Annotated in this window: 35 protein-coding genes and 1 pseudogene; 22 read left to right on the top strand and 14 right to left on the bottom strand. The window is 45.5% G+C overall.

Annotated features, from left to right (window positions below; translation table 11 throughout):
* Positions 1–11: 11 nt before the first annotated feature.
* Together RS881_RS57350 and RS881_RS57355 are read right to left on the bottom strand one after the other, a co-directional pair.
* Positions 12–593 (bottom strand): isopenicillin N synthase family dioxygenase, encoded by a 582-nt coding sequence (locus RS881_RS57350; protein WP_315818960.1) that lies wholly within the window; start codon positions 591–593, stop codon positions 12–14.
* The gene (locus tag RS881_RS57355; protein WP_315818961.1) at positions 590–955 is read right to left on the bottom strand and encodes a 2-oxoglutarate and iron-dependent oxygenase domain-containing protein; all 366 of its coding nucleotides are present in this window, start codon (positions 953–955) and stop codon (positions 590–592) included. Before RS881_RS57355 ends, RS881_RS57350 begins: the two co-directional genes overlap by 4 nt.
* Before the next feature lie 282 nt (positions 956–1237).
* Here RS881_RS57355 and RS881_RS57360 point away from each other — a divergent pair, with 282 nt between their 5' ends.
* The 5 genes from RS881_RS57360 (at position 1238) to RS881_RS57380 (ending at position 4350) form a co-directional block, all read left to right on the top strand.
* A complete protein-coding gene (locus RS881_RS57360) occupies positions 1238–1576 on the top strand; it encodes a hypothetical protein (protein WP_315818962.1) in 339 nt (112 codons plus the stop codon).
* A 128-nt stretch (positions 1577–1704) separates the two neighbouring features.
* On the top strand, positions 1705–2571 hold the full coding sequence (locus tag RS881_RS57365) for a hypothetical protein (RefSeq protein WP_315818963.1): 867 nt from the start codon (positions 1705–1707) through the stop codon (positions 2569–2571).
* A 144-nt stretch (positions 2572–2715) separates the two neighbouring features.
* A complete protein-coding gene (locus tag RS881_RS57370) occupies positions 2716–3420 on the top strand; it encodes a glycosyltransferase family 2 protein (RefSeq protein ID WP_315818964.1) in 705 nt (234 codons plus the stop codon).
* Positions 3417–3752, top strand: coding sequence for a DUF2304 domain-containing protein (locus RS881_RS57375; RefSeq protein WP_315818965.1), 336 nt, complete (start codon positions 3417–3419; stop codon positions 3750–3752). The genes RS881_RS57370 and RS881_RS57375 overlap by 4 nt, the downstream gene beginning before the upstream one ends.
* 4 nt (positions 3753–3756) lie before the next feature.
* Entirely contained in the window at positions 3757–4350 is a 594-nt protein-coding gene (locus RS881_RS57380; RefSeq protein WP_315818966.1) for a class I SAM-dependent methyltransferase, read from the top strand.
* 139 nt (positions 4351–4489) lie between these two features.
* Here the strand turns inward: RS881_RS57380 and RS881_RS57385 are convergent, their stop codons facing one another.
* The 3 genes from RS881_RS57385 to asnS form a co-directional block, all read right to left on the bottom strand.
* A complete protein-coding gene (locus RS881_RS57385; RefSeq protein ID WP_315818967.1) occupies positions 4490–4933 on the bottom strand; it encodes a biopolymer transporter ExbD in 444 nt (147 codons plus the stop codon).
* A 231-nt stretch (positions 4934–5164) separates the two neighbouring features.
* Positions 5165–5557, bottom strand: coding sequence for an amino acid--tRNA ligase-related protein (locus RS881_RS62170; RefSeq protein ID WP_425476335.1), 393 nt, complete (start codon positions 5555–5557; stop codon positions 5165–5167).
* Positions 5503–6600 (bottom strand): asparagine--tRNA ligase, encoded by a 1098-nt coding sequence (asnS, locus tag RS881_RS57390; protein WP_425476336.1) that lies wholly within the window; start codon positions 6598–6600, stop codon positions 5503–5505. The genes RS881_RS62170 and asnS overlap by 55 nt, the downstream gene beginning before the upstream one ends.
* A gap of 115 nt (positions 6601–6715) precedes the next feature.
* On the opposite strand from asnS, the gene RS881_RS57395 reads away from it, so the two are divergent.
* The 9 genes from RS881_RS57395 to RS881_RS57435 all read left to right on the top strand — a co-directional run bounded on the left by RS881_RS57395 (position 6716) and on the right by RS881_RS57435 (position 12843).
* A complete protein-coding gene (locus RS881_RS57395; protein ID WP_315818968.1) occupies positions 6716–7729 on the top strand; it encodes a 2-hydroxyacid dehydrogenase in 1014 nt (337 codons plus the stop codon).
* Between the two features lie 219 nt (positions 7730–7948).
* Positions 7949–8104, top strand: coding sequence for a FeoB small GTPase domain-containing protein (locus RS881_RS57400; protein WP_315818969.1), 156 nt, complete (start codon positions 7949–7951; stop codon positions 8102–8104).
* Entirely contained in the window at positions 8101–8871 is a 771-nt protein-coding gene (locus tag RS881_RS57405; RefSeq protein ID WP_315818970.1) for a FeoB small GTPase domain-containing protein, read from the top strand. Before RS881_RS57400 ends, RS881_RS57405 begins: the two co-directional genes overlap by 4 nt.
* Complete coding sequence (locus RS881_RS57410; RefSeq protein ID WP_315818971.1) at positions 8844–9224, top strand: nucleoside recognition domain-containing protein; 381 nt, start codon at positions 8844–8846, stop codon at positions 9222–9224. The genes RS881_RS57405 and RS881_RS57410 overlap by 28 nt, the downstream gene beginning before the upstream one ends.
* Complete coding sequence (locus RS881_RS57415; RefSeq protein WP_315818972.1) at positions 9221–10015, top strand: nucleoside recognition domain-containing protein; 795 nt, start codon at positions 9221–9223, stop codon at positions 10013–10015. The genes RS881_RS57410 and RS881_RS57415 overlap by 4 nt, the downstream gene beginning before the upstream one ends.
* Before the next feature lie 157 nt (positions 10016–10172).
* Complete coding sequence (locus RS881_RS57420; protein WP_315818973.1) at positions 10173–10841, top strand: hypothetical protein; 669 nt, start codon at positions 10173–10175, stop codon at positions 10839–10841.
* A gap of 252 nt (positions 10842–11093) precedes the next feature.
* Positions 11094–11654: a Crp/Fnr family transcriptional regulator gene (locus tag RS881_RS57425; RefSeq protein WP_315818974.1), complete on the top strand. Its 561-nt coding sequence runs from the start codon at positions 11094–11096 to the stop codon at positions 11652–11654.
* A gap of 65 nt (positions 11655–11719) precedes the next feature.
* Entirely contained in the window at positions 11720–12127 is a 408-nt protein-coding gene (locus RS881_RS61390; protein ID WP_350340057.1) for an FAD-dependent monooxygenase, read from the top strand.
* On the top strand, positions 12031–12843 hold the full coding sequence (locus RS881_RS57435; RefSeq protein WP_315818976.1) for an FAD-dependent monooxygenase: 813 nt from the start codon (positions 12031–12033) through the stop codon (positions 12841–12843). The genes RS881_RS61390 and RS881_RS57435 overlap by 97 nt, the downstream gene beginning before the upstream one ends.
* Positions 12844–12983: 140 nt before the next feature.
* On the opposite strand, the gene RS881_RS57440 is transcribed toward RS881_RS57435, so the two are convergent.
* Positions 12984–14126 (bottom strand): hypothetical protein, encoded by a 1143-nt coding sequence (locus RS881_RS57440; protein WP_315818977.1) that lies wholly within the window; start codon positions 14124–14126, stop codon positions 12984–12986.
* A gap of 194 nt (positions 14127–14320) precedes the next feature.
* Here RS881_RS57440 and RS881_RS57445 point away from each other — a divergent pair, with 194 nt between their 5' ends.
* Together RS881_RS57445 and RS881_RS57450 are read left to right on the top strand one after the other, a co-directional pair.
* Positions 14321–14686 carry a hypothetical protein gene (locus tag RS881_RS57445; protein WP_315818978.1) on the top strand — a complete coding sequence of 122 codons (366 nt, stop codon included), beginning with the start codon at positions 14321–14323 and terminating at the stop codon, positions 14684–14686.
* Positions 14687–14742: 56 nt separating this feature from the next.
* Positions 14743–14886, top strand: a complete 144-nt coding sequence (locus tag RS881_RS57450; RefSeq protein WP_315818979.1) for a hypothetical protein — start codon at positions 14743–14745, stop codon at positions 14884–14886.
* Between the two features lie 208 nt (positions 14887–15094).
* On the opposite strand, the gene RS881_RS57455 is transcribed toward RS881_RS57450, so the two are convergent.
* On the bottom strand, positions 15095–15709 hold the full coding sequence (locus RS881_RS57455) for an HAD family hydrolase (RefSeq protein WP_315818980.1): 615 nt from the start codon (positions 15707–15709) through the stop codon (positions 15095–15097).
* A gap of 81 nt (positions 15710–15790) precedes the next feature.
* Positions 15791–16282, bottom strand: a complete 492-nt coding sequence (locus RS881_RS57460; RefSeq protein ID WP_315818981.1) for a GNAT family N-acetyltransferase — start codon at positions 16280–16282, stop codon at positions 15791–15793.
* 469 nt (positions 16283–16751) lie between these two features.
* Here RS881_RS57460 and RS881_RS57465 point away from each other — a divergent pair, with 469 nt between their 5' ends.
* Together RS881_RS57465 and RS881_RS57470 are read left to right on the top strand one after the other, a co-directional pair.
* Complete coding sequence (locus tag RS881_RS57465; RefSeq protein ID WP_315818982.1) at positions 16752–17504, top strand: hypothetical protein; 753 nt, start codon at positions 16752–16754, stop codon at positions 17502–17504.
* Positions 17504–18349 carry a hypothetical protein gene (locus RS881_RS57470; RefSeq protein WP_315818983.1) on the top strand — a complete coding sequence of 282 codons (846 nt, stop codon included), beginning with the start codon at positions 17504–17506 and terminating at the stop codon, positions 18347–18349. Before RS881_RS57465 ends, RS881_RS57470 begins: the two co-directional genes overlap by 1 nt.
* Before the next feature lie 27 nt (positions 18350–18376).
* Here the strand turns inward: RS881_RS57470 and RS881_RS61395 are convergent.
* A pseudogene (locus RS881_RS61395) lies at positions 18377–19308 on the bottom strand (pyridoxal phosphate-dependent aminotransferase).
* A 274-nt stretch (positions 19309–19582) separates the two neighbouring features.
* On the opposite strand from RS881_RS61395, the gene RS881_RS57485 reads away from it, so the two are divergent.
* Positions 19583–19969, top strand: a complete 387-nt coding sequence (locus RS881_RS57485) for a RidA family protein (protein WP_315818986.1) — start codon at positions 19583–19585, stop codon at positions 19967–19969.
* A gap of 1 nt (position 19970) precedes the next feature.
* On the opposite strand, the gene RS881_RS57490 is transcribed toward RS881_RS57485, so the two are convergent.
* The 5 genes from RS881_RS57490 to RS881_RS57510 all read right to left on the bottom strand — a co-directional run bounded on the left by RS881_RS57490 (position 19971) and on the right by RS881_RS57510 (position 23333).
* Positions 19971–20363 carry a RidA family protein gene (locus RS881_RS57490; protein WP_315818987.1) on the bottom strand — a complete coding sequence of 131 codons (393 nt, stop codon included), beginning with the start codon at positions 20361–20363 and terminating at the stop codon, positions 19971–19973.
* Between the two features lie 15 nt (positions 20364–20378).
* Positions 20379–21095 (bottom strand): 3'-5' exonuclease, encoded by a 717-nt coding sequence (locus RS881_RS57495; protein ID WP_315818988.1) that lies wholly within the window; start codon positions 21093–21095, stop codon positions 20379–20381.
* A gap of 136 nt (positions 21096–21231) precedes the next feature.
* Positions 21232–22320, bottom strand: coding sequence for a mannose-1-phosphate guanylyltransferase (locus tag RS881_RS57500; RefSeq protein WP_315818989.1), 1089 nt, complete (start codon positions 22318–22320; stop codon positions 21232–21234).
* Between the two features lie 33 nt (positions 22321–22353).
* Entirely contained in the window at positions 22354–22638 is a 285-nt protein-coding gene (locus RS881_RS57505) for a CBS domain-containing protein (RefSeq protein ID WP_315818990.1), read from the bottom strand.
* Positions 22620–23333 (bottom strand): KpsF/GutQ family sugar-phosphate isomerase, encoded by a 714-nt coding sequence (locus tag RS881_RS57510; RefSeq protein ID WP_315818991.1) that lies wholly within the window; start codon positions 23331–23333, stop codon positions 22620–22622. Before RS881_RS57510 ends, RS881_RS57505 begins: the two co-directional genes overlap by 19 nt.
* Before the next feature lie 470 nt (positions 23334–23803).
* On the opposite strand from RS881_RS57510, the gene RS881_RS57515 reads away from it, so the two are divergent.
* The 3 genes from RS881_RS57515 to RS881_RS57525 are packed head-to-tail and all read left to right on the top strand — an operon-like array spanning position 23804 to position 26095.
* A complete protein-coding gene (locus tag RS881_RS57515; protein ID WP_315818992.1) occupies positions 23804–24322 on the top strand; it encodes a DEAD/DEAH box helicase in 519 nt (172 codons plus the stop codon).
* A 13-nt stretch (positions 24323–24335) separates the two neighbouring features.
* Complete coding sequence (locus tag RS881_RS57520; protein WP_315824960.1) at positions 24336–25304, top strand: RecQ family ATP-dependent DNA helicase; 969 nt, start codon at positions 24336–24338, stop codon at positions 25302–25304.
* The gene (locus tag RS881_RS57525; RefSeq protein WP_315818993.1) at positions 25301–26095 is read left to right on the top strand and encodes an HRDC domain-containing protein; all 795 of its coding nucleotides are present in this window, start codon (positions 25301–25303) and stop codon (positions 26093–26095) included. Before RS881_RS57520 ends, RS881_RS57525 begins: the two co-directional genes overlap by 4 nt.
* Positions 26096–26160 lie beyond the last annotated feature (65 nt).

Genomic DNA, 26160 nt, shown 5'->3' on the forward strand with positions numbered 1-26160 from the left:
TATAATAGGTCCTATTTCTTCAGTCCTATTTCCCGCAAGCGCTCATCCAGGTATTCGCCGGCAGTAGCATCCGGATAGGCTTTGGGATGGCTGGCATCAATACAGCTGGCGAGGCTGGCCAGGCTCATTTCGCCCTTGGGATGCAGGAAGAAGGGTATGGAGAAACGGGAAGTATGCCACATTTCGCGGGGCGGGTTCACCACCCGGTGTGTGGTACTTTTCAGTTTATTGTTGGTAAGCCTTTGCAGCATATCGCCCACATTCACCACAATTTGCTCGGGCAGGGAAGTAACACCCACCCACTCATTTTGCTTGGTGAGGATCTGCAAACCATCGGCCGAAGCGCCTACCAGCAACGTAATGAGGTTAATGTCCTCATGCTGTTCGGCCCTGATGGCCGACTTAGGCTCCTGCGTAATGGGCGGATAGTGAATGGCCCGTAGTATGGAATTACCATTGTGAATATGCGTATCAAAATAATGTTCATCCAGGTTCAGGTAAATGGCAATCGCCTGTAACAGGGCCTTCCCCGACTTTTCGAAAGCCCGGTAAGCTTTCTCAAAAGTGGCATTAAATGCTGCTACATCTTTCACTTGCACATTATCCGGGTATTCACTTTTACCGGATCACTGTCCTCTACAATTTGCCCATATTGGAAAAACTCCTTCAGATCGGGTGCATCACTCCCTTTCGCATGCTCCTTACCAAAGGATGTATAGCCCCGCTGGCCAGCCAGACCAGGCACTTCATATTGCCGCTTGGTATCGGAAGGCAGGGCGAAAAATTGTTGTACATACTTATACAGGTCGGCAATCAAATCATCGGCTATGCCATGATTTTTAACCGCTACAAAACCTACATCTTCATAGGCCTTGCCCAATTGGTTTACAAAAGCCTGCTTCAGTTGCGGATCGCCGGAAGTAAAATCTGCGAGGTTGACCACGGGTATTGCCATACAATAAGTTTAATGATTGAAATCTACATTTAGTTCTATAAAATTAAAGCATTTTTAGTCCCAATAGACTATTTTGGGCCCTTGCTATCATTTTGCCTCCTTACCGGGTAAACAGACAGGTATAGCCAATAAAACATGCCAATACTTATGCTTAAACGGGTAAAAGAATATTTATCAACGCCATGGGCATCCGTTCTTTGCATTCTTGTAGCTGTATTTGTCAAGCTCTGTTTACTGAAAGTATTTTTATTGATCGGGACCGATAAGTTAGGTCAAACAGTCATGACCTATAATTTCTTGCAGGGGTATGGTTTTAGTGTGAACTCATCAGCCATAGAAGACTTAGGAACCGTTATACATGTACCCGACAATGGCTGGCCCCCTGGTTATAACCTCCTGTTCCTTTTCTTTAATCAGCTTACAGGGAAAAACTATGTACAGGCCTCCTTTCTCATCGATTGCTTAGCCACCCTCCTATTCTTCTGGTACTGCCGAAAAACCTTGCTCTTGATCAGGTTTCCGGCATGGCTTACCAACCTGTTCCTGCTATTCCAAGGCTTTTTATTAACAGCTACCTGGAATATTCTCCGCCTACCGACTTCCTGTCGCTCGCATTTTTAGTGGGTGCTATCTACTATTTATTGAGGACTATTGATACAACTACGGTATCATTCAAATCAGTGATCCCATTGTCTGTTTTCCTACTGTGTGCATCATTTACCAGGTATCAAAATATACCCGTTGCCTCATTGCTGCTGGTTGTTTTGATCATTGTAGGATGTATTCAACAACGGAAAAGCTGGTGGGTAAGCGGAGTGATAGCCCTTTCCATTTTCTGTCTGTGTTGCGGAGGATATCTTTTGTACCAGCAATTACATACCGGACAGGCCTATTACCTCGTACAAGGCAAAAAAGGCATCTTCTTATCCAACCTCATTTTGATGGAGCCTTTTATCGTTTCGGGAACTATCAATTCAAAATTCTACGGCTTACAACTTAGCAATCTATTCGGGGTTGAATACACAACCATCGTCTCCATCATCCGTTGGTTGGGATTGATACTTGCTATCGTCTTTACAATAGTGGTTAGCGGGTACCTGATCAAAAAACGAAGCAGGGTCAATAATACGCAAGATGGCTTTTTTCTCTTTGGGTTTATAGGCTATATAAGCACCATTGGCTTGTTGGCCCTTTTATCGCTCATCCATGATAAATACATAGGCCCGCCCGTGTTTAACTGGACCTATGTGCAAGATGCCAGGTACTTTGCCTTTCCTGCTTTCTTTGTACAAGTATGCCTATGGTGGTACTTATTTGCACGCCCTCAAAACAACAAGCCCCTCTTGATGCGCTGGTTAAAAACAGGGGTTGTTCTATTGATGGTCCTTGAACTATTACACAGTATGTATTTGCTGGCGAAAAAATGTTCTCCTGAATTAGTGAACTTCCGGGATACAGAAAGTGAACGGCCCGAACAGGCATATATCATCCGGTTTATTCAAGAGATGCAAATGAAAGACCCAGGCAGGCAAGTAGTGGTGATGTCGTTTGAAAAAGAGCCCGGTACCTGGCCAATTTATATGGGGCATCGGCCATGCTTAGGCCACCAGCCCTGAATGATAGACTGCCTGCCAGTAGCAAGCCCGCTGTATTGTTGGCGGTGATACCTGAAAATGAACTATTTTTATTTCATTCTTTCGTACAACAACCAGGCGTAAAACGACTTACACAAATCAAAAAATACAGCTTTTACACGTACTATGTTGAGCCCACTTCCGGGAATAACCAATAGCAAAATCATTATTATTCCTGTATATAATGATGCAAGCACCCTCCGGAAGGTAGTGGAAGAACTGTTATTACAAAGTCACTACACAATTATTGTAGTCGATGATGGCTCTGCTGTTCCCGTCAGCAACTGTCTAACCGGCTTGCCCTTCATTTATTTACGCCACCGGGTAAACCTGGGTCAGGGAGCCGCCTTACAAACAGGTTTTACCTATGCGCTTCAATTGCAGCCCGATATCATTATTACTTTCGATGCAGATGGGCAACATATTGCCAGCGATATTCCGCTGTTAATACAACCCATTCTCAACAAGGAAGCCGATGTGGTATTGGGTTCCCGGTTTTGGGGCCACAACGATAACCCGATCCCGTTTTCAAGGAATATGATATTAAAAGGTGCCCGGCTGATCAACTATTTATTATGTGGTATTTTATTAAGCGATGCCCACAATGGGTTGCGGGCATTCAGCAGTGCAGCCCTGGGAAAAGTGACCATCACCGAAAACCGGATGGCCCATGCTTCAGAAATTCTATTCGAGATCAAACGCCACAAGCTGCGTTATAAAGAGGTACCCGTAAATATTTATTATACGGATTACTCTCGTCAAAAAGGGCAATCAGCGGTTGACAGTATTAAAGTGTTATTTGATTTAATTTTACATAAACTCTTCTTATGAGCGGTATTCAATTGGTACTGTTAACGGGCCTGGCATTTATTAGCCTGTACTTTATAATCCGGCAAAAGAGAAGAATTTTAGACATTGTATTACTGGCCATCATGATCATTGGTGCAGCCACTTTTATTCTTTGGCCCGAACTCACCAATATAGTGGCCGCCAGGTTTGGCGTAGGTCGTGGAGCCGACCTGGTCTTTTACATCTGTATCCTGATCTTCTGGTTTGTCGTATTAAAACTATATGCCCATATACGCAGGCTCGAACAAATGCTCACCCAGATCATCCGGGAAGATGCCTTGAACAAAGCCAAGGATATAACCAACAAACCTTGACTACATGAGCATCGAGCGAATTTATCCGGATGAGATCCAATCCAATGAAACAACGGGCGAAGAATCCCTTCAATTGCACCTGGAAAGATACCAGTATGCCGGTTCGCATTTACTTCCTGGCTCGGTGGCTGATATTGCCTGCGGGGCAGGCTATGGCAGCTATTTGCTGGCAACAGCATTTGCCGATAAGGTGAAAGAGATCATTGCCGCCGATATTGATGATGCCTGCATACAATATGCCCGAACAAGATATGCCCATCCCAATATCCGGTTTGTGACTACCGATGCCTTCAGCTTTGAACCGGGCATGGCATTAAACAATATTGTTTCACTCGAAACCATTGAACACCTTAGCGATCCCGCAGCTTTTGTACAACAGGTGTCCCGGCACCTGATGACAGGCGGGCGATTCATTGCCTCTGCTCCAGTCACCCCTTCCATGGATGCCAACCCATACCATCTGCACGATTTTACAATCAACTCGTTTAAGAAGATCTTTCTGGATGCAGGATTGACAGCAGTAAATACTTTTATTCAAACACAGCGATACAATCCACTACCCTTATTACAACGAAGGGAAAACGAAGCCAGGACCTAAGAAGAAATATAGGGCGTTATTACCTGGAGCATCCCGGTAAATTCCTTTTAAGATTGTCTTCCTTATTCAAGGACGGATTCACCAACAAATATGCGGTAGTGGTATTTGAAAAGTTATAAGCCTCCGTTCTTTTCCTGTATCAATTTTTCTCTTCTTCAGTGATGTTCATCAGTGCATACGTGGGAACCATATTGATGGCTGCTTCATCCAGCGCATTCACCAGACCCTGATAGGTAGATGCTTCAGTTGGCTTTATCATTAGTGTGAGGTCTTTCCGATATCCCGGTTTAAACCTGTCCATGGCCGCTTGCTTATCGCGGATCACCTGGCCCATACCATCCTTTACGGAAAAGGTAGTAATGCCCCAGGCGCCCCCTTTCAAGGCGTTGTCCAAATTGCCATGATAATAAAACACCTTGTTACCACTTAAGGGAAGCATTGTTAAGGCCGAGCTTTCGCCAACGTTGGGAGGGTCTTTAATTACTTTGGTATCATCTGGCATAATGAGCCTGGTAGCCTTGGGCTCCGACATGGTAGTCGTAAAAATAAAGAAAGTGATCAGCAGAAAGCCCAGGTCTACCATGGGAGTCAGGTCTACACGGGTGGATAGTTTTTACTGCGGCGCACACCGGGTTTGTCACCGGTGGTGGCGGTACTTATTTCAGCCATAAAGTTGTATTTATATTGAGACGCAAGGAGAATCAAAATCCATAAATGAAGTGGGGAAGGCAGCGAGGACGGCAAAAGAAAAAGCCGTCTTGCGACGGCTCTCTGTATTAATCTTTGAAATCCTTACAATCAGCGTAGTCTGCGATTAGAACTCGGCACTCTTCGGAGTCCGTGGGAAGGCAATTACATCGCGGATATTGGCCATACCTGTTACAAACAATACCATGCGCTCAAAGCCCAGTCCAAAACCCGAGTGGGGCACTGTACCAAAACGGCGCGTATCCAGAAACCACCACATTTCATCGGCAGGGATATGCATTTCTTCCATTCTCTTGGTGAGCTTGTCCAGGCGTTCTTCCCGCTGTGAACCACCCACAATTTCACCAATACCCGGTGCCAGGATATCCATCGCGGCCACTGTTTTGCCATCCTCATTCTCCCGCATGTAGAAGGATTTAATATCCTTGGGATAGTTGGTAACAATCACCGGTTTCTTAAAATGCTTTTCCACCAGGTAGCGCTCATGCTCACTTTGCATATCCACCCCCACTTCACCTCATATTGGAATTTCTTCTTTTTATAGGCGGGTGAGCTGAGCAATATGTCAATGGCTTCTGTATAAGTAATGCGCTCAAAACTATTATTCAGTACAAACTCCAGCTTTTCTATCAGCCCCATTTCACTGCGCTTATCCTGCGGCAGCGACTTTTCTTCTTCGGCCAGCCTTTGCGCCAGGAAGTCCAGGTCTTCCCGGTTATTCTCCATCGCAAATCTGATCAGGTATTTAATAAATTCCTCGGCCAGGTTCATATTGTCTTCCAGGTCATAGAAAGCCATTTCAGGTTCTATCATCCAAAACTCGGCCAGGTGACGCGCTGTATTGCTATTCTCGGCCCTGAAAGTAGGTCCGAAGGTATAGATCTCACTGAAAGCCATGGCAGCCAGTTCGCCTTCCAGCTGCCCACTCACGGTCAGGTTGGTAGAACGGCCAAAGAAATCCTCCTTGAAGTTGATGCTGCCATCTTCATTCTTCGGCGGATTGTCCATGGGCAGGGTGGTTACCCGAAACATTTCACCGGCGCCTTCTGCATCACTGGCCGTAACAATGGGCGTATGCATGTACACAAATCCTTTCTCATGAAAGAATTGATGAATGGCAAAAGCCAGCGCATGGCGTACCCGGAATACCGCTCCAAATGTATTGGTGCGGAAACGCAGGTGGGCAATTTCACGCAAGAACTCCAGGCTGTGCTTTTTGGGTTGCAAAGGATACTTTTCGGCATCACTATCACCCAATATTTCTATAGTAGTCGCTTTTACTTCCACTTTCTGACCTTTGCCCTGCGAGGGAACTACCGTTCCTGTTACTTTAAGTGAAGCACTGGTTGTAATACGTTTCAGGGTAGCTTCATCCAGCATACCCAGTTCAACAACGATCTGCAGATTATTATTGGTGGAACCATCATTCAACGCTATAAATTGATTGTTGCGGAAAGTGCGCACCCAACCCATTACTATTACTTCCTGGCCCGTTTCTTCCGAGGCCAACAGTTCCTTGATCTTTACCCGTTTGTTGAACATGTTGTTAAGCTTAAGTACTATTATTTGTCTGCATTTTGCAGGACGGCAAAGATAAGGATTGGGCAAGCAATGTTTTTATCTGATACCTTTGGCGGGCTGTAATTTCATGTGAATTTTGCAAATCTTACAAAATCCCGGTATAGTCAATGAAAATAGCTTTCTTCTCCACGCAGCCTTACGACCGTCATTATTTCACTCAGTTCAATACCGGGCAGGAGCTGGTATTTTTGAAGCGCCGCTGAATGAACAAACAGTAAACCTCGCTGCAGGTTTTACGGCCATTTGTGCTTTTGTGAATGATGTATTATCGGCACCCGTTATTGAACAACTGGCGGCACAGGGGGTGCAGTTGATTGCCTTGCGCTGTGCAGGTTACAACCATGTAGACCTGGCAGCAGCCAAAAGCCATAACATTCCTGTGGTACGGGTACCCGCCTATTCGCCCTATGCCGTAGCAGAACATGCCGTAGCCATGATCCTTACCCTCAACCGAAAAACCCACAAGGCCTATAACCGCGTACGGGAAGGCAATTTTTCACTGGCCGGTCTCACAGGTTTCGACCTGCATGGAAAAACAGTAGGTGTTATTGGAACCGGCCAGATCGGAGCAATATTTGCCGGCATTATGCAGGGTTTTGGCTGCCGGGTATTGGCCTTCGACCTCATAGCCAATAAAACCTTAGAAGCCAAAGGCGTGGAATACCTGCCCCTGATCAAACTATTGCCCCAATGTGATATTATTTCCCTCCATTGCCCGCTGAATGAGCAAACCAAACATATTATCAATGCGCAAACCCTGGGCATGATGAAACAACAGGTCATGCTGATCAATACCAGCCGGGGCGGCCTGATCGATACCCAGGCAGCTATCGACGCCTTGAAAAGCGGCCAACTGGGCTACCTGGGCATTGATGTATATGAGCAAGAAGAGAAATTGTTCTTACACAACCTTTCCGAAGAGATCATTCAGGATGATGCCATTATGCGCCTTATGAGCTTCCCCAATGTGTTGGTAACCGCCCACCAGGGCTTCTTTACCGATGAGGCGCTTTCGCAAATTGCCCAAACGACCTTGCAGAGCATCCAGGCTTTTGAAGACAGTAAACCATTGATAAACAAAGTTGTTTAATAAGCGGAGCAGTGTGGCGGGGAAGGAAGGCAGTAGAAAAAGCAGCCCGGCAAACAAGGAAAACGAGGGAGTCGATTGAATAGACCCTTTAAGTTCTAATAAATTCATAAATAAGGACTACGGTCGCCTTTTTTACTCAATTCGTAAAGCCGCTCCCATTCATTTCGGTAATTTCGCGGCCTTGTACCCCGCCTAAAGTGGGATGGCTATATTTTTATCATGAGGGATAAGATTCAAATTGCATTGGTAGGCAACCCCAACAGTGGCAAAAGCTCACTGTTCAATGCCCTGACCGGGATGAACCAGAAAGTGGGCAACTTTCCCGGTGTTACGATAGATAAAAATCCGGTAATACTGCCATTTCCGAAACAATGACAGCTACCATTATCGACCTGCCCGGCACTTATAGCCTCTATCCCCGCCGGGAAGACGAGTGGGTGGCCTACCGGGTTCTGATGCAGCAGGATAAAGAGGTCAACCCTCAAATGGTGGTGTTGATAGCCGATGCCAGCAACCTGAAACGTAACCTCCTGTTCGCCTCGCAGATCATCGACCTCAAAATACCGGTGGTCATTGGCCTTACTATGATGGACCTGGCCAAGCAAAAAGGCATCAAGATCGATGTAGCCGAACTGGAAAGGGAACTCGGCGTTCCCATCATTCCAATCAACCCCCGAAAGAACAAAGGTATCCCGCAACTGAAGAAGGCAATTGAGCAAACTGCCCAAAATCTTTATAAGACACCCATACGCGATTTCATCAACAATGAGGCCCTGGCGCCCGATGCGGTAAAAGAGGTTAAAGAAGTGGTGGCCGACCTAAGCGATTACCGGGCCATCCATTATCTGATCAACCATGAATCTTTTGTCCTGAACAATGACCTGCAGGAGAAAATAGAATCCATCGAAGCTGTCCATAAATTCAACCATACGAAAACCCAGGCCGAAGAGATCCTGCAGCGGTACCAACGCATTGGCACCATACTGAAGCAGTCGGTATCAGAACCCTCCCCCTGCAGAAAACCTTGTTCACTGAAAAGCTGGACGATATTCTGTTGCACCGCCGCTGGGGTTATTTCATCTTATTGGCGGTATTGTTCCTCTTATTCCAATGTGTGTTCTGGCTGGCCGAATATCCCATGACAGCCATTGAATGGACCTTTGCCGGGTTGAGCGGCTTCTTTAGCCGCTTGCTGCCCGAAGCCTGGTGGAGCGACCTGTTCATTAATGGGTTGATCGCTGGTATTGGCGGCATCGTCGTCTTCATCCCGCAAATCATGATCCTATTTGGACTGATCACCATCCTGGAAGACACGGGTTATTTGGCCAGGATCAGCTTCCTCACGGATAAACTGATGCGCAAGGTGGGCCTCAATGGTAAAAGTGTAATGCCCATGATCAGCGGTTTTGCCTGTGCTGTACCCGCCATCATGAGCGCCAGGAATATTGAGAACAAAAAGGAAAGGTTACTCACCATATTTGTAACCCCCTTATGAGCTGCAGCGCCCGCCTGCCTGTATATACCATTCTGATCGGACTGGTCATTCCCAAACAAATGTTGTGGGGATTCATTGGGGTGCAGGGTTTGGTGATGATGAGTTTGTACCTGCTGGGACTGGTCATGGCGCTGATAACCGCCTATGTTGCCAAGTGGTTTATCAAGATCCAGGAAAAGAGCTTTTTCATATTGGAGCTGCCTACCTACCGGGCGCCGCGCTGGAAGAATGTAGTGGTCACCATGGTCAGCAAAGCAAAGATCTTTGTGGTTGATGCAGGTAAAGTGATCATCGTGATCAGCCTTATTTTATGGGCCCTTAGTTCTTATGGTCCCAAAGAACGCATGGCTGCTGTGCATACAAAATATGAACAGCTGACTCAGCAAAACCCCGACAAAGCGGATGAGTTGGAACGCGAAAAAGGAACGGACCTCCTGGAAAACTCCTATGCCGGCATACTGGGTAAAAGCATTGAACCGGCTATTGCCCCACTGGGTTATGATTGGAAGATTGGCATTGCGCTCATCACTTCTTTTGCCGCCCGGGAAGTATTCGTGGGCACCATGGCCACCCTGTATAGTGTGGAAGGTGGCGCGGATGCCGATGAATCTACCCTTACTGAAAAACTCAACGCTGCCACCCGCTCGGATGGAAGTAAAGTATATACCCTGGCCACCGGCCTCTCGCTCATGATATTTTATGTTTTTGCCATGCAATGTATGAGCACCCTGGCCATCGTAAAAGAGAAACCCGCAGTTGGAAATGGCCCACGCTCCAATTACTGTATATGACTGGATTGGCTTATGTGATGAGCCTGCTGGCCTTTCAACTGTTTAAATAATCGACCGGTTGGTATGTCTACTGGTTGAAAGGGTGAAAGACAGGGGAATTAGTTCATATGAATAATCTCCCTACAGGGTTTGAGCCATATCAATATACGGGCGACGATTGCTGGTAAGGCAACAAACAATCCGGCCCCACGTTAATAGCCTATCTAAATCCCCTCCCTATGAAAAAGATACTATTTATCTTTTTGCATCCGCCTGTGTATTAACGACTAATGCACAAACACCTGTTTCCTGGTACCACTATGCCGAAGAATTCTATTTTGTAAAAGAGGTACCAACGACTTCCTTACATGGCAAAAATTTCCGGTATGAGATTGCCGTCAAAGCCGATCCTTCCGACACGCTTTCCAAAGTACGTATCCACGGTATTGGAGTAGGCAAGGGCCAGGATGATTTCCTGAACAGTAATTTCACCGTAGAAACCCGCACCGAACAGGAATGGACCATTTACACCGTTATCGGCACAGTACAGCCCGAAGCCAAAAAGTTATGGTTTTACGCCTCGGTAAATGGCAATGGTAGCTTCTATTTCGACGACCTTAGTTTTTATATTCAAGAAGAGCCCGGTAAGTGGCGCCAGCTATCGCTTTTCAATGCTTCTTTTGAGGAAAAGCAAACTGATATTTTTGCCGGTTATTACGTAAGCAAGCGAAGATCGCCCAACTTACAAACCATGCTTAGCAAGGAAGCTGTCAAAACGGGACAAAAATCGCTGCTGGTAAAAACAAGAGGCGCTGCGCCTGTTGTCAGTTCAGCCATGACCGAATAAAACGGATCTCTAACGATTATTGCATACATCAATCCTCAACTATCAATAAAGAAAGAGGGTACCTTCAAAAGTAGTTTTTACCCGGAGGTTCCCTTTTTATATGTATACCTGTTACAGGATACATTTTTTATTCAACGACCTTGATATTACATTGCCTTAAAAATTCCCTGCCAGGGTCTTCTGTTCAGTAGTAACTTTGTTTTATCCATCCGTTATCTGCGCGTTTTTATTTGGGTGGAAAAATCATACCTGATGTGGGACCAAGAAATCTTAGCCAATAAGCTCGGCCTCAATGCTGGCAGACTCCAGGAATTATTATCTGTTTCCACTGTCATGCATTACCCAAAAAACCAGCTACTCCTGGAAAGCGGTACTACCTGTCATAAACTGGGATATATCATAGACGGATCGCTGAGAACCTATTGCATCAATGCCAAGGGTGAAGAAATCAGTTTCCTTTTACAAGTCAATGGAGATTTCTTCGGTGACTATGAAAGTTACCTAACCGGGAGAAAATCGAATTTTATCATCAAAGCTACTTTAGATACAGAAGTGATCTGGTTTGAGAAAAAAGGGATGGAAGCACTAATCCTTGCCGACCAGTTCTGGCTGTTGTTCAGTAAAACAGTGGCAGATATCTGTTTCCTGGAAGCCAAACGCAGGATTGAAGACCTGCTGTTTTATACGCCCGAAGAACGGTATTGTAACCTGTTGAATAGATCGCCGGAAATTATACAGAAAATTCCTCAAAAGTTTATTTCCAGCTACCTCGGCATTACCTCACAGTCATTAAGCCGCATTAGAAAAGGTTGATTAATTAACTTAAGTGAACGTTTATGCCTCCTGCCCTGGTGAACTTTGCCCTATAACAATTACATATGAAAGTTGCAATTATTGGAGGCGGCATTGGCGGCTTAACCACCGCTTTAGCGTTCAAACAGGCAAATATCCCATTCAAGGTATATGAAAGCGCCCCGGAATTAAAACCTGTAGGGGCAGGGATCATTATCGCCAACAATGCCATGCAGGTATTCAGGTATTTCGGCATAGCTGAAGCTATTGCTGCCAATGGCAATAGAATATCCACCATGAACATTACCAAACCAGGTTTGGAAATATTATCCTCTGGGAATCTGGGCCATTTCGAAAAAAATATAGCTTGTCCAATATCGCCATTCATAGAGCATGTTTGCACAAAATACTCGTCAATAGCATTGGCAAAGAAAACATCAGCCTTCATAAAAAGCTACGGTCCATATCCCGTGAAAAAAACTGCTTTGTATTGACTTTTGAAGATGGAACCATCGAAAAGCATGAATACCTGGTTGGCGCCGATGGCATCCACTCCATCGTACGGCGTGAATTATTCCATGAAAACGAATTGAGGGAGGCAGGCCAGCTCTGCTGGAGAGGCGTAACCCGGTTTGATTTACAGACCGCATATCACCATGCTGTAAATGAAGCCTGGGGAAAGGGGAAAAGATTTGGCTTTGTGCGCCTCAACGATCAAATGGTGTATTGGTATTTCCTGATAAAGGATAAATATGCCAACAAGAATACGGACATCCTGCCTTTGCTACAGGATTTTAATCCTGTTATCCCTCAAATAGTACAAGCAACTCCCCGGGAAAGTTGGTTCATTAGTCCCATTGTCGACCTGAAACCTATCAGAAAATGGAATATTCCCCAAGCCTGTTTGGTGGGAGATGCGGCGCATGCCACCACCCCCAACCTGGGACAAGGCGCCTGTCAGGCCATTGAAGATGCGTATGTAATAGGAAAGCTTTTACAACAACATACTATTGAAAAGGCTTTAAATAGCTATCCCGGGTTGAGAATGGAAAAGGCCAACTATATCGTAAAAGCAAGCTGGCAAATTGGCAACCTGGCGCACCTGGAAAATAACTTCTCCATTTGGATCAGGAATGGTATCCTAAAAGCAATGCCCGCCAGCATCAATAATAAACAACTCGAAAAAATATTTGCCTTGACCGCTGTTTGACCGGGTAACACCCAGGAAGCCGCCCACCTAACCCAGCCAGGTTTTACAATGTAAGAAGGGATGCCTCATAATTACTGAGACATCCCTCGTTTTCTACCATGTAAACCAAAATGAAAAGTAAGCACCCGTCCAATATTCTATTAGCTGGTAGCCTGTTCCAGGCGGCGACGCAGGTCAGGATACATTCTCCGCATCAACGTATTCAGGATCTCTTCTTTAGAAGGCCCGAAATTGCTGTTGCGGTTACGCACCAGTAACCAGTCATTATTATCCAATGCCCTTGAGTCGCCGGTATAGGTGGCATAACTATCATCCCAGCTTAGGTTCTGCGTAAGCAAGCCCTGGTCAACATTTTTGTTGTTCACAAGATCACTTACCCGGTAATCAAGCGCTCCATTCACCGTAAAGGTGCGGCGGGTAATGTGCAGGGTAGCATATACCGTTTTGTATACAGGCTTACCGGCGGTATCTTTTCCAATTTCAATACTGCGCGATATGTTGCGGTTAAATTGATAGGGTACAGAGCCATTGGCATCAATATTCCTCCATCGTACATCCACTGCCCAATCGGCATCAATGTGTTCACGATCAGCATCACGGTCGGTATAAAAACGGGCCGGTACAATGTTGGCATTACGTCCACCCAACTCACGTACCAGTGATTCCTGGTAGTCTTCCGGGCGGTAACGGAATCCCGTATTACCCCAGGTATTAAAGAAGAGGTTATCATCTTCTATACGGTTTACCACTACATTGACCACACTTTTTTCATACGATTGGACGATCAGTTCTTTGGCATCCTTATAGCCATTAACATAGTAATTGGCTTTGCGGAAAGCCTCATTGGCCTGCAAACTTTGTTCACGGCTGTTGGCAGCCAGCAGGTTATTTCCTTTATTGTAAAAATAACCGGCAGCTTCCTCCCTGATATCCTGCAACTCCTGCAAATAGCTTTTAGGCTGCACCAGTTTCAACAGGGCAGGTACCGACTGGGCGCTGGTATACATTTGTTGTAAAGCATTGTATTCACCGAGCATTTTATCCCAGCGCTTCTCGTCCGTACTGCTCTTGAAAACAGCTACGGCCTGTTCGTGCCTTTCTACTGATAAAGTATACAATTCCTTCAGGTCATTTTGCACCTTGATATTATCAGGGTGCTTCACCAGTTCATTCACGGCTTTATACAAAGGCTTATCCTCCGTAAAGGAAGCCTGGAATTTTGAGGCCCCGCAAGAGGCTAACAATACCACGGCCAACGACATAGAAGTTATCAGGTGTTTCATAAATCATATCTCCTTCTCTACTATGACCATAAAAGGGCAGAAAAGATTGTTAGGGAATCTTAAAAGAGCTACAAGCTTTGATTCAGGGGCAGCGGGCATAGACAAGTCATTGGTAGACAGCTACAACCGTTGGTAGAAAAGAGCCAGCCTGGTTAGCCGGAATAAAGTAGTTTGGAGCTAATCAAAACCAGCTTATGAAAAAGATCTTATTGATTGGCCTGATTGTCCTACTGGGTCATGTCAGCTATGCTTATACCAACTCACCTGCATTAGACAGCGTACCGGCACAGGAAAAAGATGTCAAATCCATTGACGCCATCCTCACGGCACTATATGATGTGATCTCGGGCCCTGCCGGACAAACGCGTAATTGGGATCGCATGCGCACCTTATTCCTGCCCGAAGGAAGGCTGGTGGCTACCGGTATCCGCCCCGATGGCACCACTGGAAAACGGGTCATGAGTGTGGAAGACTACATTAAGTCCTCTGGCCCTTACCTGGAGAAAATGGGTTTTTTGAAAGTGAGATCAGTCGCAAGACAGATCAGTTTGGCTGCGTAGCACAGGTATTCAGTACCTATGAGTCAAAGAAAACACTGGCCGATGAAAAACCCTTTATGCGTGGTATCAACAGCATCCAGCTATGGCATGATGGCAATCGCTGGTGGGTGCTCAGCGTATTCTGGCAACCCGAAACACCACAGCTATCCATCCCGGAGCAATACCTCAAAAAAGTAGAAGGCGTCATACATTCTAAATAAACCATATACAAAGACAGGTTAAACAGGCATGGAGCCTCTCTTTTATCCGTCCTTTGTCCGTCTTTTGTCCGAGTTTGGTCCCTGTTTTGTCCGAGTTTGGTCCGTCTTTGGTCCCTGTTTAATCCCTGTCAGTCCCAAACAAGGATATACCGAATGTTTCGGTCTCCCCGATCCGGAAGCTTTTGAAGTGAGTGGGGATGTTGACTACTTACAGCTTAACGCCCAACTCCTGTAATTCTTTTTTGAACTGCGCCGGGGACTGAAAGTGGATGGTATGTAACCCCAGCTCTTTGGCTGGATGCAGGTTGCGCAAATTGTCATCTGTATACACAGCCCTGGAAGGATCAATATTAAACCGGCTAAGGAGGGTTTGATAAATAGGCAGGAAAGGCTTGCGGGTCTTTTCATCGCCCGATACCACAATGCCTTCAAACCAATGCAGGAACTCGTAGTGCTTTAAAGCAATGGGAAAGGTTTCGGCACTCCAATTGGTCAAGGCATATAAGCGATAAGCTGTTTTGTATTTCAGGTGGTGCAGAATGTCTACCGTTTCCTGTATAGGGCCTCCCAACATTTCCTCCCAGCGGTCATAAAAGGCGCGGATAGGGGCTTCATGCTCCGGAAATTGTTTTACCAATAGCTCCGTACCTTCTGCGAGGGGCCGGCCAGCATCCTGCTCCTCATTCCAATCGCTGGTTGTAATGTGCTGAAAGAACCAGCGCATTTCCTCTTCTTTGTCAAAGATGGTCTTGTATACGTACTCAGGATTCCAATCTACCAATACACCGCCCAGGTCAAAAACAATGGTATCTATCCGGCTCATGCTTTTTTGAATTGTGCCGCGAAAATAATTTATCTGCAGCAGCAGGTATGCGGATCAACTGTTAATTCTTCCTCCCCCTCATTACACCCCCACTTTATGGCTACGCCGCTCCATCATGACCGTCGTTCTCCAGATGCCATCTAATTGAGCAATCCGCTCCCGGTAGCCGATGTACCGGAAACCACATTGCTCATGCAAGTGGATACTGGCCCTGTTTTCTTCATGGATCACACTTAGGAGTGACCAGGTATTATTTGCTTCACTTTCGGCAATCAACGCCATCAACAGGATGCGGCCAATGCCTTTGCGCTGGTGGGCCGTAGCCACATAAACACTAACTTCTGCCACGCCCTGATAACATTCGCGCGAAGAAACCGGGGCCAGGGCGGCCCAGCCAGTGATCTCGCCCTCTTCTATCGCAACAATACGTGAATGAGGCAGGTATTTAGTATCAAATACAGCCCATTCGGGTACCGAAGTTTCAAAGGTGGCCATCCCGGAAAGAATGCCCTGGCGGTAGATCTCGAGTAAAATAGGCGCCTGATCGGCCAACATGGGTTGAATGGTGATCATAACCCGAAAATAAATATCCGGCCACTAATTAAGGCAAAAACCAGCATTAATTTGATGTCCTTTATCAGCCTGGAGCGTATATAAAAGATTAGCTATAAGGACAATAACCTGCAGGAAATACGGTAAGCACAAGGGGATTTGCTGATTTTAAAGAAAAGTTAACATTGCTTTTGATTATCCCTATATTCGCACGGCCTAAAAGAAAAAAGGTCCACTGTAGAAACAGCTGACCTCTAACGATTGCTTGCCATATGAAAAAGGTAATAAATTCTATCTCTTTTTGTATGGGTGAACGTATTTTTGCTCAATTTCACCCCGGCCTCTAACTCACTTGCCTGCGATAATCAAAACCTCATCTTGTTCTTTGCTACAACAAAAATAAGATGAGGTTTCACTTAATTCAAAACATCTTATGAGGGATTTGATTATGCCAACGGGGTGATGCTTGTGCAAAACCCTTGCTGGTATTGTGTTTCAGGAAAATTTCATGATGATGGCCAACAGATTAACAGATACCTTATTCCAGTTAGTTCATTCTTTGGAGAAGTCGGAGAAAAGACATTTTAAACTCTATATAAAGAGAAGCTCAGGCAATGAAGACCTGAAAATCATACAGTTATTTGATGCGTTGGATAAATTGAATGAGTATGATGAAAAACTGCTGCTGAAAAAGTTACCCTCTATTCAGAAACCACAACTGAATAATCTTAAAACGCATCTTTACAAACAGTTGTTAGCAAGCTTGCGCCTGCTAAAGACAGCAGAGAATGTAGATCTCCAATTAACCGAACAACTGGATTATGCCCGCATACTATATACAAAGGGATTAAAGATCCAATCACTCAAGATACTGGAGCGTGTAAAGGATATTGCCCGTACCAATCAGAAGTTTAACTTCCTGGCACAAGTGATTTCCCTGGAGAAGAAAATTGAAACCCTCCACATTACCCGCAGCTCGCAGGAAAAGACCGACCAGCTGGCCGCAGAAGCCCTGGAGATCAGTGGTCATATTGATCGGGTAACGCGTTTGTCCAACCTGGCGCTGCAGCTTTACCGTTGGTATATCAAGAATGGACACGTACGCAATGAAAAAGATGAAGCTGGTATCCGGGAGTTCTTGCATAAAAACCTGCCCCCAATGATGAGATCACCGGCTTTTATGAGAAGCTATACCTCTACCAAAGTTATTGCTGGTATGCCTTTGTACGACAGGATTTCCTGATGTATTACCGCTATAGCCAGAAATGGATCGACCTCTTTGATGCCGATCCATTTATGATCACCGTAGAGACCGGGCACTACATCAAAGGCATGCACAACCTGCTTAACGCCCATTTCGACCTGCGTAATTTCGAAAAGTTCCAGATCACCCTCAACAAATTTGAAGAATACGCTAAAACACCCGTAGCCAATCTGCACGATAACTTCAGGACGCATACTTCCATTTATATCAACAGCGCCAAGCTGAACTGGATCCTTATGCGGGGTACCTTTAAGGAAGGATTGGCCGAAGTACCCCAAATTGAAAAAGACCTGGAAGATTATGCATTATACGTAGATGGGCATCGTATCATGGTGTTCACTTATAAAATAGCCACCCTTCATTTTGGTAACGGGGATTATAACAAGTCGATCGACTACCTGCAAAAGATCATCAATGGCAATACCGAGATCCGTAACGACCTGCAGTGTTATGCCCGCCTATTGCACCTGATGGCGCACTATGAACTGGGGAATTATGAACTGATGGAGTCATTGACAAAATCAGTGTACCGGTTTATGGCCAAGATGGAAAACCTCACGGTAGTGGAAGAAGAGATGTTCCGCTTTTTGCGTCACTCTTTTGGTGTGTCACCCCGCCAGTTAAAGCCCGAACTGGAAAAATTCCTGGAAAAGATCAAACACCTGGAGAAGAACCGGTATGAAACACGTGCTTTTGCCTACCTGGATGTTATTTCCTGGGTAGAAAGCAAGGTATCGGGCAAACCGATGAGTGAGATCATCTACAACAAATACCTAAAACGCCGCAGGCGGCGCTATGCAGGGTTAAAGGAAGCGGGGGCGTAAGTCGGCATCATATTTTACGCAGGCGTTCTACAGCTTGCTCAAGCGTAGATTCTTTTTGGCAAAGCAAAACCGGATCACTTTATTGTCTTTACCTGACTGGTAAAATGCCGACACCGGAATGGGGGCAATACCATACTCCTTGGTAATGCGGATAGCGAAGTTCTTATCACTTTCTTCACTGATCCGGTCATATTGATAACATTGGAAATAACTGCCATAGCTGGGCAATGGCGTAAAACGGGTTTCTTTCATGAGCCCGCTAAAATAATCACGCTTTTGCTGCATCTCGGGCGAAAGCCGCAGGTAGGAATTCTTATCCTTCAGAAAAGTAGCCAATGCTACCTGTGAAGGAGTATGACAACTAAAGCAGTTGAACTGATGTATTTTCCTGAACTCCCTGGTAAAATCAGCAGGAGCCACGCAATAGCCCAGCTTCCAACCGGTGCAGTGGTATACCTTCCCAAATGAAAAACATACAAAACTGCGCTGCAACAGGTCAGGATAACGCAAAATGCTTTGATGGGGTATCTGATCAAAGATCAGGTGCTCATATACTTCATCCGAAAGGATTAGGATATTGGTATCTTTTACCATGGCACGTAATTGCTGTATATCATCTTCCCGCAATACGGCCCCGGTAGGATTATGGGGGTATTGAGCATGATCATACGGGTACGGGGCGTTATCTTGCTACGTACTTCATTCCAGTCGATCCGGTAATCCGGAAATTGCAGGTCGATCAATACAGGAACAGCTCCATTCACCGTGATATTCGGGATATAACTATCATAAGCCGGCTCAAAAACAATGACCTCATCACCAGGCTGCAATACAGCGGTTAAAGCCGTATAAATAGCATAGGTGCCGCCAGGGGTGATCGTGATCTCCGTATCGGGATTGACGGTGGTATTATACAGGAGCTGTATTTTTCTGCTATCGATTCCCGCAAGGGCATCCAACCCGGCATGGGTGCATATTGGTTGTAGCCCTCCTGCATAGCTTTATTAACCAAGGCCATCAATGCCTCGGGCATCGGGTAATCGGGAAATCCCTGTCCCAGGTTCACCGCTTTGAATTCCGTGGCCAGCGCACTCATCACCGTGAAAATGGTGGTGCCTACATCGGGTAACTTAGATTGTATATGCAAGTTGACAATTTGAAATGGGTAATGATAATCCCAAAATTATAAGGAATTTGGCCACAATCCTTCCTCTATTGTCGTAAATTGATTGTATGACAATAACAGCCATTAATCCAGCATCCGTTCCCGCACCGGATGGTAATTACAGCCAAGGCTTGCTGTTGAAAGGGGGCGGGGATTATCTTTTTATCAGCGGGCAGATCCCGGAAAAGGCAGACGGCACCATACCGGACGATTTTACAGGCCAGTGCGAAACAGTATGGCAAAATATCCATGGGCTGTTAACAGCAGCAGGCATGGGCTTTAAGAACATTCTTAAAGTAACTACCTACCTAACCAATAAAAGCCAGATAGCCGAAAACAGCCGCATCAGGCAATTGTATTTAGAGGGTCATCAACCCGCCCTTACGGTAATAATTGCCGAAACCCTCGATGCCCGCTGGATGCTGGAAATAGAAGTAATAGCAGTAGCCCCCTGATCTATCCGGCAAGGATGGCAGTAGCCTCTATTTCAATCAGGTATTCCGGTTCTATTAGACCCTTTATCTCGATCATGGAGGTGCAGGGTTTAATAGTACTAAAATATTCGCCATGGGCTTTGCCGTATTCTTCCCAACGGGAAATATCGGTTACAAACATCCGGGTACGCACCACATCTTTGAGTGATGCACCGGCCTGCTGCAAAACCTTTTCAATTTTACCGATCACAAAGTGGGCTTGTTTATAAGCATCACCCTTGCCAACAAGCTGGTTGTTTTCATCCACAGCAACTGTTCCTGTGACTTCAATGGTGTTGCCGATCTTAACGGCCCGGCTATAGCCTACAATATCCTCCCATTTGGCGCCGGAAGAGATATTAATACGATTTGACATGATTATGGTTTTAAGTTATTTGATCTCTATAAGGTCAGGATCGATCAGGCTTTCCCCATTAAAGCGTAGGTAGATCTGGGCTACCGTCACCACATCCTTCTGACAGTAGGTAGCAATACGCTCCAGGTTGTTTTCCCGCCAGTATACGTCTCCTACCATTTTGCCGTCAATATCATCTTTAGGGGTGGGGATGCCAAGCGTACGCGCCAGGAGGTTGAGGGAAGTAAAGCTTTTATAATCGCCAAACTTCCATAGCTCCATGGTATCCAGGTGGGCTATTTCCCAGGGCTTTTTACCGCTGAGTTGCAAGAGGGGGGGAATGTTCAGTCCGTTAATTATAAGGCGCCGGCACAAGTAGGGGAAATCGAACTCTTTGCCATTATGAGCACATAGGTATTTTTGATTGTCGACCGCCCATCGCCGAAGCATCTCGGTAAATTGGATCAGCAGTTCCTTTTCATCATGACCGTAGAAGGATTTTAGTACCAGCTTCTTTGATTCGCCATTGCCGTGAATGATACCGCAGCTGATACAAATGATCTTACCAAATTCAGCATAAATAGCTGCCCGGTTATAGACCGATGCAATGGTTTCTTCTTCTTTATTGCGTATCAGGAAAGCGGCCTTCAGACCCCACAACTCTCTCCATTCTTCAGGCACATCTTCAAAAGTAGCATACTGAGAAACCGTCTCAATATCGAGGAATAGAATATTGCTTAAAGCGGTAAGCATAACAGTAAATGTGCAAATTTGTCAATTTACCAATTGCGAATGTCGGGCAAAAGGTAAAGAAAACTATTGAAGTTCCAGTTCCCAAATTGCCAAACTCCCCGCTGGGGCTGCTCGATTACCGTTATGAAAGTAGGAATTACAAGAATTTATCGCCCTTATTTCTTTTTACTTCGGCTACATATTCCTTGATCTCCTGCTCTTTGTCTTTCTTGCAGATCAGGAGTACATCTTTGGTGTCTACCACAATAAAATCTTCCAATCCCTGCAACAACACCAATCGGTCATTCTTGGCATGAACCATATTATTATGGGCATCAAATACCATTACCTGGTCGCCAGCCACGGCATTGCCGAGATAGTCTTTTTCCAGGTTTTCATAAGCGCTGTTCCAGGTACCGAGATCACTCCAGCCAAAGGAAGAAGGGATGAGGTATACATTGTCGGCCTTTTCCATGATACCAAAGTCAATGGAAATATTGGTACAAAGGGGATAGATATTATTGAGGGCTGCTATTTCCTGCGTGGTATTGAACTTCTCCTTTTCGGCAGCAAATACATCATACATTTCGGGCAGGTATTTCTCAAAAGCCGAAATGATGTTCTTAACCTGCCAAACGAAAATACCCGCATTCCAAAGGAACTCACCGGTGGCGAGGAACATTTTAGCCTGCTCGAGGTTGGGTTTTTCCGTAAAGGTCTTCACCTTGTACACATTATCCGATACGGCATGTTGTTCATATTGGATATACCCGTACCCCGTATTGGGATAGGTGGGTTTAATACCCAGGGTAATAAAGGCATTGTGTTTATTCACAAAGCTCAATGCTTCGAGGCATACCTTGTTAAAAGCAATAGGATCGAGGATGAGGTGGTCGGAAGGCGCCACAATCAACGATGCCTGCGGGTCCATCTGCTGCAGCTTGAACGAGATATACGCAATACAGGGAGCTGTATTTTTCCGGGACGGTTCACCCAGTATATTCTGCAAAGGCAGTTCGGGCAACTGGTGTTTTACAATATTGATATACTCGTTGGAAGTAACAACGAAAATATTCTCTTTGGGAATGAATGCGGCAAAGCGTTCATAGGTCGACTGGATAAGCGTTTTACCCACATTGAGGATATCCAGGAATTGCTTGGGATAGTTGGTACGGCTCATGGGCCAAAACCGGCTGCCGATACCACCTGCCATAATTGCCACGTAATGATGTTTAGAGCCGCTCATTGCAGGAATTTGTGATTTTGTCATAGTTCAATTCTAAATAAGTCCTTCTCTTACGAGATCATGCAAATGTATAAAGCCAAGGTAGGTAGAACCTGCGGTTACTACCAGTTGGGTAATATCATATTGACGCAAGAGGTCCAATGCTTCAACAGCCAATGCATCTGCTTCGACCGTTTTAGGATGCTTCGTCATTATGTCTGCTGCTTTTATATCGTCCAACTGTAGGGTAATACTTTTCTCCAGCATGCGGCGCAGGTCACCGTCCGTAATAACGCCAAGTAGTTGTTTATTCGTATCTACTACGGCTGTAGCGCCCAATCTTTTTTAGAGATCTCTACAATGACCTGCTTCAAGGTAGCTGTGGAAAGCACCTGGGGGCTTTCATTGTTTACATACAGATCCGATACACGGAGGTATAATTTTTTACCGAGTGTACCTCCGGGATGAAAGCGGGCAAAGTCATCTGTACCAAACCCTTTTAATTCCATCAGCACTACCGCCAGCGCATCGCCCATGACCAATTGCGCTGTAGTACTGGAAGTAGGCGCCAGGTTATTGGGACAAGCTTCTTGCGAAACGGTTGTATTCAATACTATATTGGCTTGTTTAGCCAGGTAAGCATCCATATTCCCTACCATGGCGATGAGGGTATTGCCAAAATTCCGGACCAGGGGTACCAATACTTTGATTTCTGGGCTTTCTCCACTTTTACTGATGATAAGCACGATATCTTCCTGTTGGATCATTCCCAGATCACCATGTATCGCATCCGCAGCATGTAGAAAAATAGCCGGTGTACCGGTGGAATTAAGTGTAGCTACGATCTTTTGAGCAATGATGGCACTCTTGCCAATTCCACTCACCACCAGCCGCCCCTTATTTTCATAAATGGCACGGACAGCCTTTTCAAAATCATCATTGATCATAGGCTTGAGGGAAGCCACCGCTTCGGCCTCCCGGATGATGGTCCTGGTTGCAACTGATTTAATATCAATGGTAGATACTACAGACATAATTTATAAATGACAAACCTACTTGAAAATTGTTGGCTCACAAAACCAGTAGTCCAACCGATAAAGCAGGCTGTTGCCGGTAATTAACAGGCTCTAACCGATAAAGGGTAAAACTAGCCGCTTGTAAAACAACTAAAATTCAGTAATTTAAATGATTTACAGTGTGATAAGCGGGAAAAAACATGACTTATTGATTATATCATATTTGTTAAACCCTGCGTTATTGATTGGCGAACGCTCAAAATGAGTTAAATTCGCCACCCTTTGAAACAACCTTGGTTCCTTATAAGTGGAACAGCATCTAACCAACGCTAACTACCGATCTGACGACCTGGCCAAACATGAGATTCTACTATACCATCCGTCCATAACGGATGTATCCGGTATATCCGACGAGCTACCATTAACATTAAAACCTTACATTCTATGCATATTTATGTCACTTATTGTGTGAAGGAAACTATTTGAGCATGGGAACAACAACCAAGAAAACGGCATCGAAGACAGAAAAAGCATCTAAAAACGGCGCTGTTAAAAAGAATGGGACTACTAAGTCCAATGGGACTATCACCAGTTCTTACCTGCAAGAAGCATTGCAGGAGTATTTTGGCTTCAATGGATTTAAAGGTAACCAGGAAGCTATTATAAAAAGTCTATTAAGCGGCAAGGACACTTTTGTTATCAAACCTACCGGTGGCGGCAAAAGTTTATGCTACCAGTTGCCGGCCATTATCAGCGAGGGTGTGGCTATTATTGTAAGCCCCTTGATCGCTTTGATGAAAAACCAGGTAGACCTGGTGCGCAGCTACAGCAGCAAAGATGATGTAGCCCACTTTCTCAACTCTACTTTAAGCAAAAAAGAAATCAGAGAAGTTCAGGATGACCTGACGAGCGGACGAACCAAGATGCTCTATGTAGCGCCTGAAACGCTTACCAAACAAGAGAACCTGGAGTTTTTGCTGAACTCAAAATATCCTTTTTGCAGTTGATGAGGCCCACTGTATTTCGGAGTGGGGTCATGATTTCCGCCCGGAATACCGGAGACTGCGGGAGATGATGACACAGATCAACCCGGACATTCCGGTGATCGCGCTTACGGCCACGGCCACTCCCAAGGTACAGAGCGACATCATCAAGAACCTCGATTTGCGCGAACCCGCCATTTATATATCTTCTTTCAACCGGCCGAATCTCTATTACGAGATCCAGCCCAAGATCAAGAAAGACACGACGATCAAAAACATTGTACGCTTCATCGTTCAGATGAAGGGTAGAAGTGGCATCATTTATACATTGAACCGCAAGACCACGGAAGAGCTGGCCGATATGCTGATGGCCAACGGTATCAAGGCTGTGGCGTATCATGCGGGATTGGATAGCAAACTGCGGGCAGAGCGGCAGGACCTGTTTCTGAATGAGGATGTACAGGTAATTGTAGCTACTATCGCATTTGGTATGGGTATCGACAAACCGGATATCCGTTTTGTGATCCATTATAATATTCCGAAAAGTATTGAGAACTATTACCAGGAAACCGGCCGCGCCGGCCGCGATGGGCTGGAAGGAAAATGTATCCTCTATTATTCTCATAAAGACGTAGCCAAACTGGAGCACCTCATGCGCGACAAGCCATTGAGCGAACGCGAGGTGGGCGCCCAGCTTATCAACGAAACAGTAGCCTATGCCGAAAGTGGCGTTTGCCGCCGGAAGGTATTGATGAGCTATTTTGGAGAGGAATATACCGATAAGAATTGCGGAGAATGTGATAACTGCTTACATCCGAAAGAAGAAGTAGAAGCCAAGGACAATGCCGTGAAGGTATTGAAAACCGTAAGGGCACTGGATGAGCGCTTTGCCACAGATTATACCGTCAACATTATAATAGGTCGCCTCACGCCCAATATCAGCATGTTCCGCCATGAAGGCATTGCAGAGTTTGGTATTGGAAAAGATGAGCCCGATCATTATTGAGCACATTGATCCGCCAGTTGCTGCTGGCTGGTTTCTTAAGCAAAGAGATCGAGGATTATGGTGTACTGAAGATTACCAAGGCTGGTGAGGCTTTTGTCAAAAAACCCAAGTCATTCAAGATCATCCCGAATAACCTCTATGAAGAGGCCAATGCAGATGATGATGAAGGCGCCGAAAGCCCTAGCGGTACTGCAGCTACCGATGAGAAGCTGTTTGAAATGCTGAAGGAGCTTAGGCAAAAAGAAGCGAAGAAAAAAGGATTACCTCCTTTTGTGATCTTCCTGGAAACCTCCCTGCAGGATATGGCGACCCTGTATCCTACCAACAGCCAGGAGTTGGAAAAATGTTCGGGAGTGAGTAAGGGCAAGGCTTTGCGCTATGGAAAGCCGTTTATTGAAATGATTTCCACGTACGTAGCCGACAACAATATAGAAAGGCCGGATGATTTTGTGATGAAGAGCGTGGTGAACAAAAGTGGTAATAAGGTATATATTATACAGCAAACCGATAAAAAAATACCCCTGGAAACCATTGCCAAAAACAAAAGTTGGCGGATGGATGAGATGCTGGAAGAAATGGAAACCATTGCCGCCAGCGGAACCAAGCTGAACCTGGATTATGCCATTGATGAAATGCTGGATGACCATGAGCAGGAAGAAATTCTGGAGTATTTCAAAGGTTGCGAAACATCTTCCCTACAGGTGGCCCTGGAAGAGTTGAGTGATGGCAACTATACCTGGGAGCAGTTGAAGATCATGCGTATTAAATTCCTGGCCCAATACGGTATGTAATACCGGATAATGCCAGGCATTTATTATTTCTTACTTTTTACTTATTTATAATAGAAGTTGTGGCT

Source organism: Paraflavitalea speifideaquila (genome assembly GCF_032395985.1).
Taxonomy (GTDB): Bacteria; Bacteroidota; Bacteroidia; order Chitinophagales; family Chitinophagaceae; genus Paraflavitalea; species Paraflavitalea speifideaquila.

Coding starts and splice junctions, on each gene's coding strand:
- RS881_RS57355 (WP_315818961.1), bottom strand. CDS start 955: ATGGCAATACCCGTGGTCAACCTCGCAGATTTTACTTCCGGCGATCCG.
- RS881_RS57360 (WP_315818962.1), top strand. CDS start 1,238: ATGACCTATAATTTCTTGCAGGGGTATGGTTTTAGTGTGAACTCATCA.
- RS881_RS57370 (WP_315818964.1), top strand. CDS start 2,716: ATGTTGAGCCCACTTCCGGGAATAACCAATAGCAAAATCATTATTATT.
- RS881_RS57375 (WP_315818965.1), top strand. CDS start 3,417: ATGAGCGGTATTCAATTGGTACTGTTAACGGGCCTGGCATTTATTAGC.
- RS881_RS57380 (WP_315818966.1), top strand. CDS start 3,757: ATGAGCATCGAGCGAATTTATCCGGATGAGATCCAATCCAATGAAACA.
- RS881_RS57385 (WP_315818967.1), bottom strand. CDS start 4,933: ATGGTAGACCTGGGCTTTCTGCTGATCACTTTCTTTATTTTTACGACT.
- RS881_RS62170 (WP_425476335.1), bottom strand. CDS start 5,557: ATGCAAAGTGAGCATGAGCGCTACCTGGTGGAAAAGCATTTTAAGAAA.
- asnS (WP_425476336.1), bottom strand. CDS start 6,600: ATGTTCAACAAACGGGTAAAGATCAAGGAACTGTTGGCCTCGGAAGAA.
- RS881_RS57400 (WP_315818969.1), top strand. CDS start 7,949: ATGAGGGATAAGATTCAAATTGCATTGGTAGGCAACCCCAACAGTGGC.
- RS881_RS57405 (WP_315818970.1), top strand. CDS start 8,101: ATGACAGCTACCATTATCGACCTGCCCGGCACTTATAGCCTCTATCCC.
- RS881_RS57415 (WP_315818972.1), top strand. CDS start 9,221: ATGAGCTGCAGCGCCCGCCTGCCTGTATATACCATTCTGATCGGACTG.
- RS881_RS57425 (WP_315818974.1), top strand. CDS start 11,094: ATGTGGGACCAAGAAATCTTAGCCAATAAGCTCGGCCTCAATGCTGGC.
- RS881_RS61390 (WP_350340057.1), top strand. CDS start 11,720: ATGAAAGTTGCAATTATTGGAGGCGGCATTGGCGGCTTAACCACCGCT.
- RS881_RS57440 (WP_315818977.1), bottom strand. CDS start 14,126: ATGAAACACCTGATAACTTCTATGTCGTTGGCCGTGGTATTGTTAGCC.
- RS881_RS57445 (WP_315818978.1), top strand. CDS start 14,321: ATGAAAAAGATCTTATTGATTGGCCTGATTGTCCTACTGGGTCATGTC.
- RS881_RS57450 (WP_315818979.1), top strand. CDS start 14,743: ATGCGTGGTATCAACAGCATCCAGCTATGGCATGATGGCAATCGCTGG.
- RS881_RS57455 (WP_315818980.1), bottom strand. CDS start 15,709: ATGAGCCGGATAGATACCATTGTTTTTGACCTGGGCGGTGTATTGGTA.
- RS881_RS57460 (WP_315818981.1), bottom strand. CDS start 16,282: ATGATCACCATTCAACCCATGTTGGCCGATCAGGCGCCTATTTTACTC.
- RS881_RS57470 (WP_315818983.1), top strand. CDS start 17,504: ATGTATTACCGCTATAGCCAGAAATGGATCGACCTCTTTGATGCCGAT.
- RS881_RS57485 (WP_315818986.1), top strand. CDS start 19,583: ATGACAATAACAGCCATTAATCCAGCATCCGTTCCCGCACCGGATGGT.
- RS881_RS57490 (WP_315818987.1), bottom strand. CDS start 20,363: ATGTCAAATCGTATTAATATCTCTTCCGGCGCCAAATGGGAGGATATT.
- RS881_RS57495 (WP_315818988.1), bottom strand. CDS start 21,095: ATGCTTACCGCTTTAAGCAATATTCTATTCCTCGATATTGAGACGGTT.
- RS881_RS57500 (WP_315818989.1), bottom strand. CDS start 22,320: ATGAGCGGCTCTAAACATCATTACGTGGCAATTATGGCAGGTGGTATC.
- RS881_RS57510 (WP_315818991.1), bottom strand. CDS start 23,333: ATGTCTGTAGTATCTACCATTGATATTAAATCAGTTGCAACCAGGACC.
- RS881_RS57515 (WP_315818992.1), top strand. CDS start 23,804: ATGGGAACAACAACCAAGAAAACGGCATCGAAGACAGAAAAAGCATCT.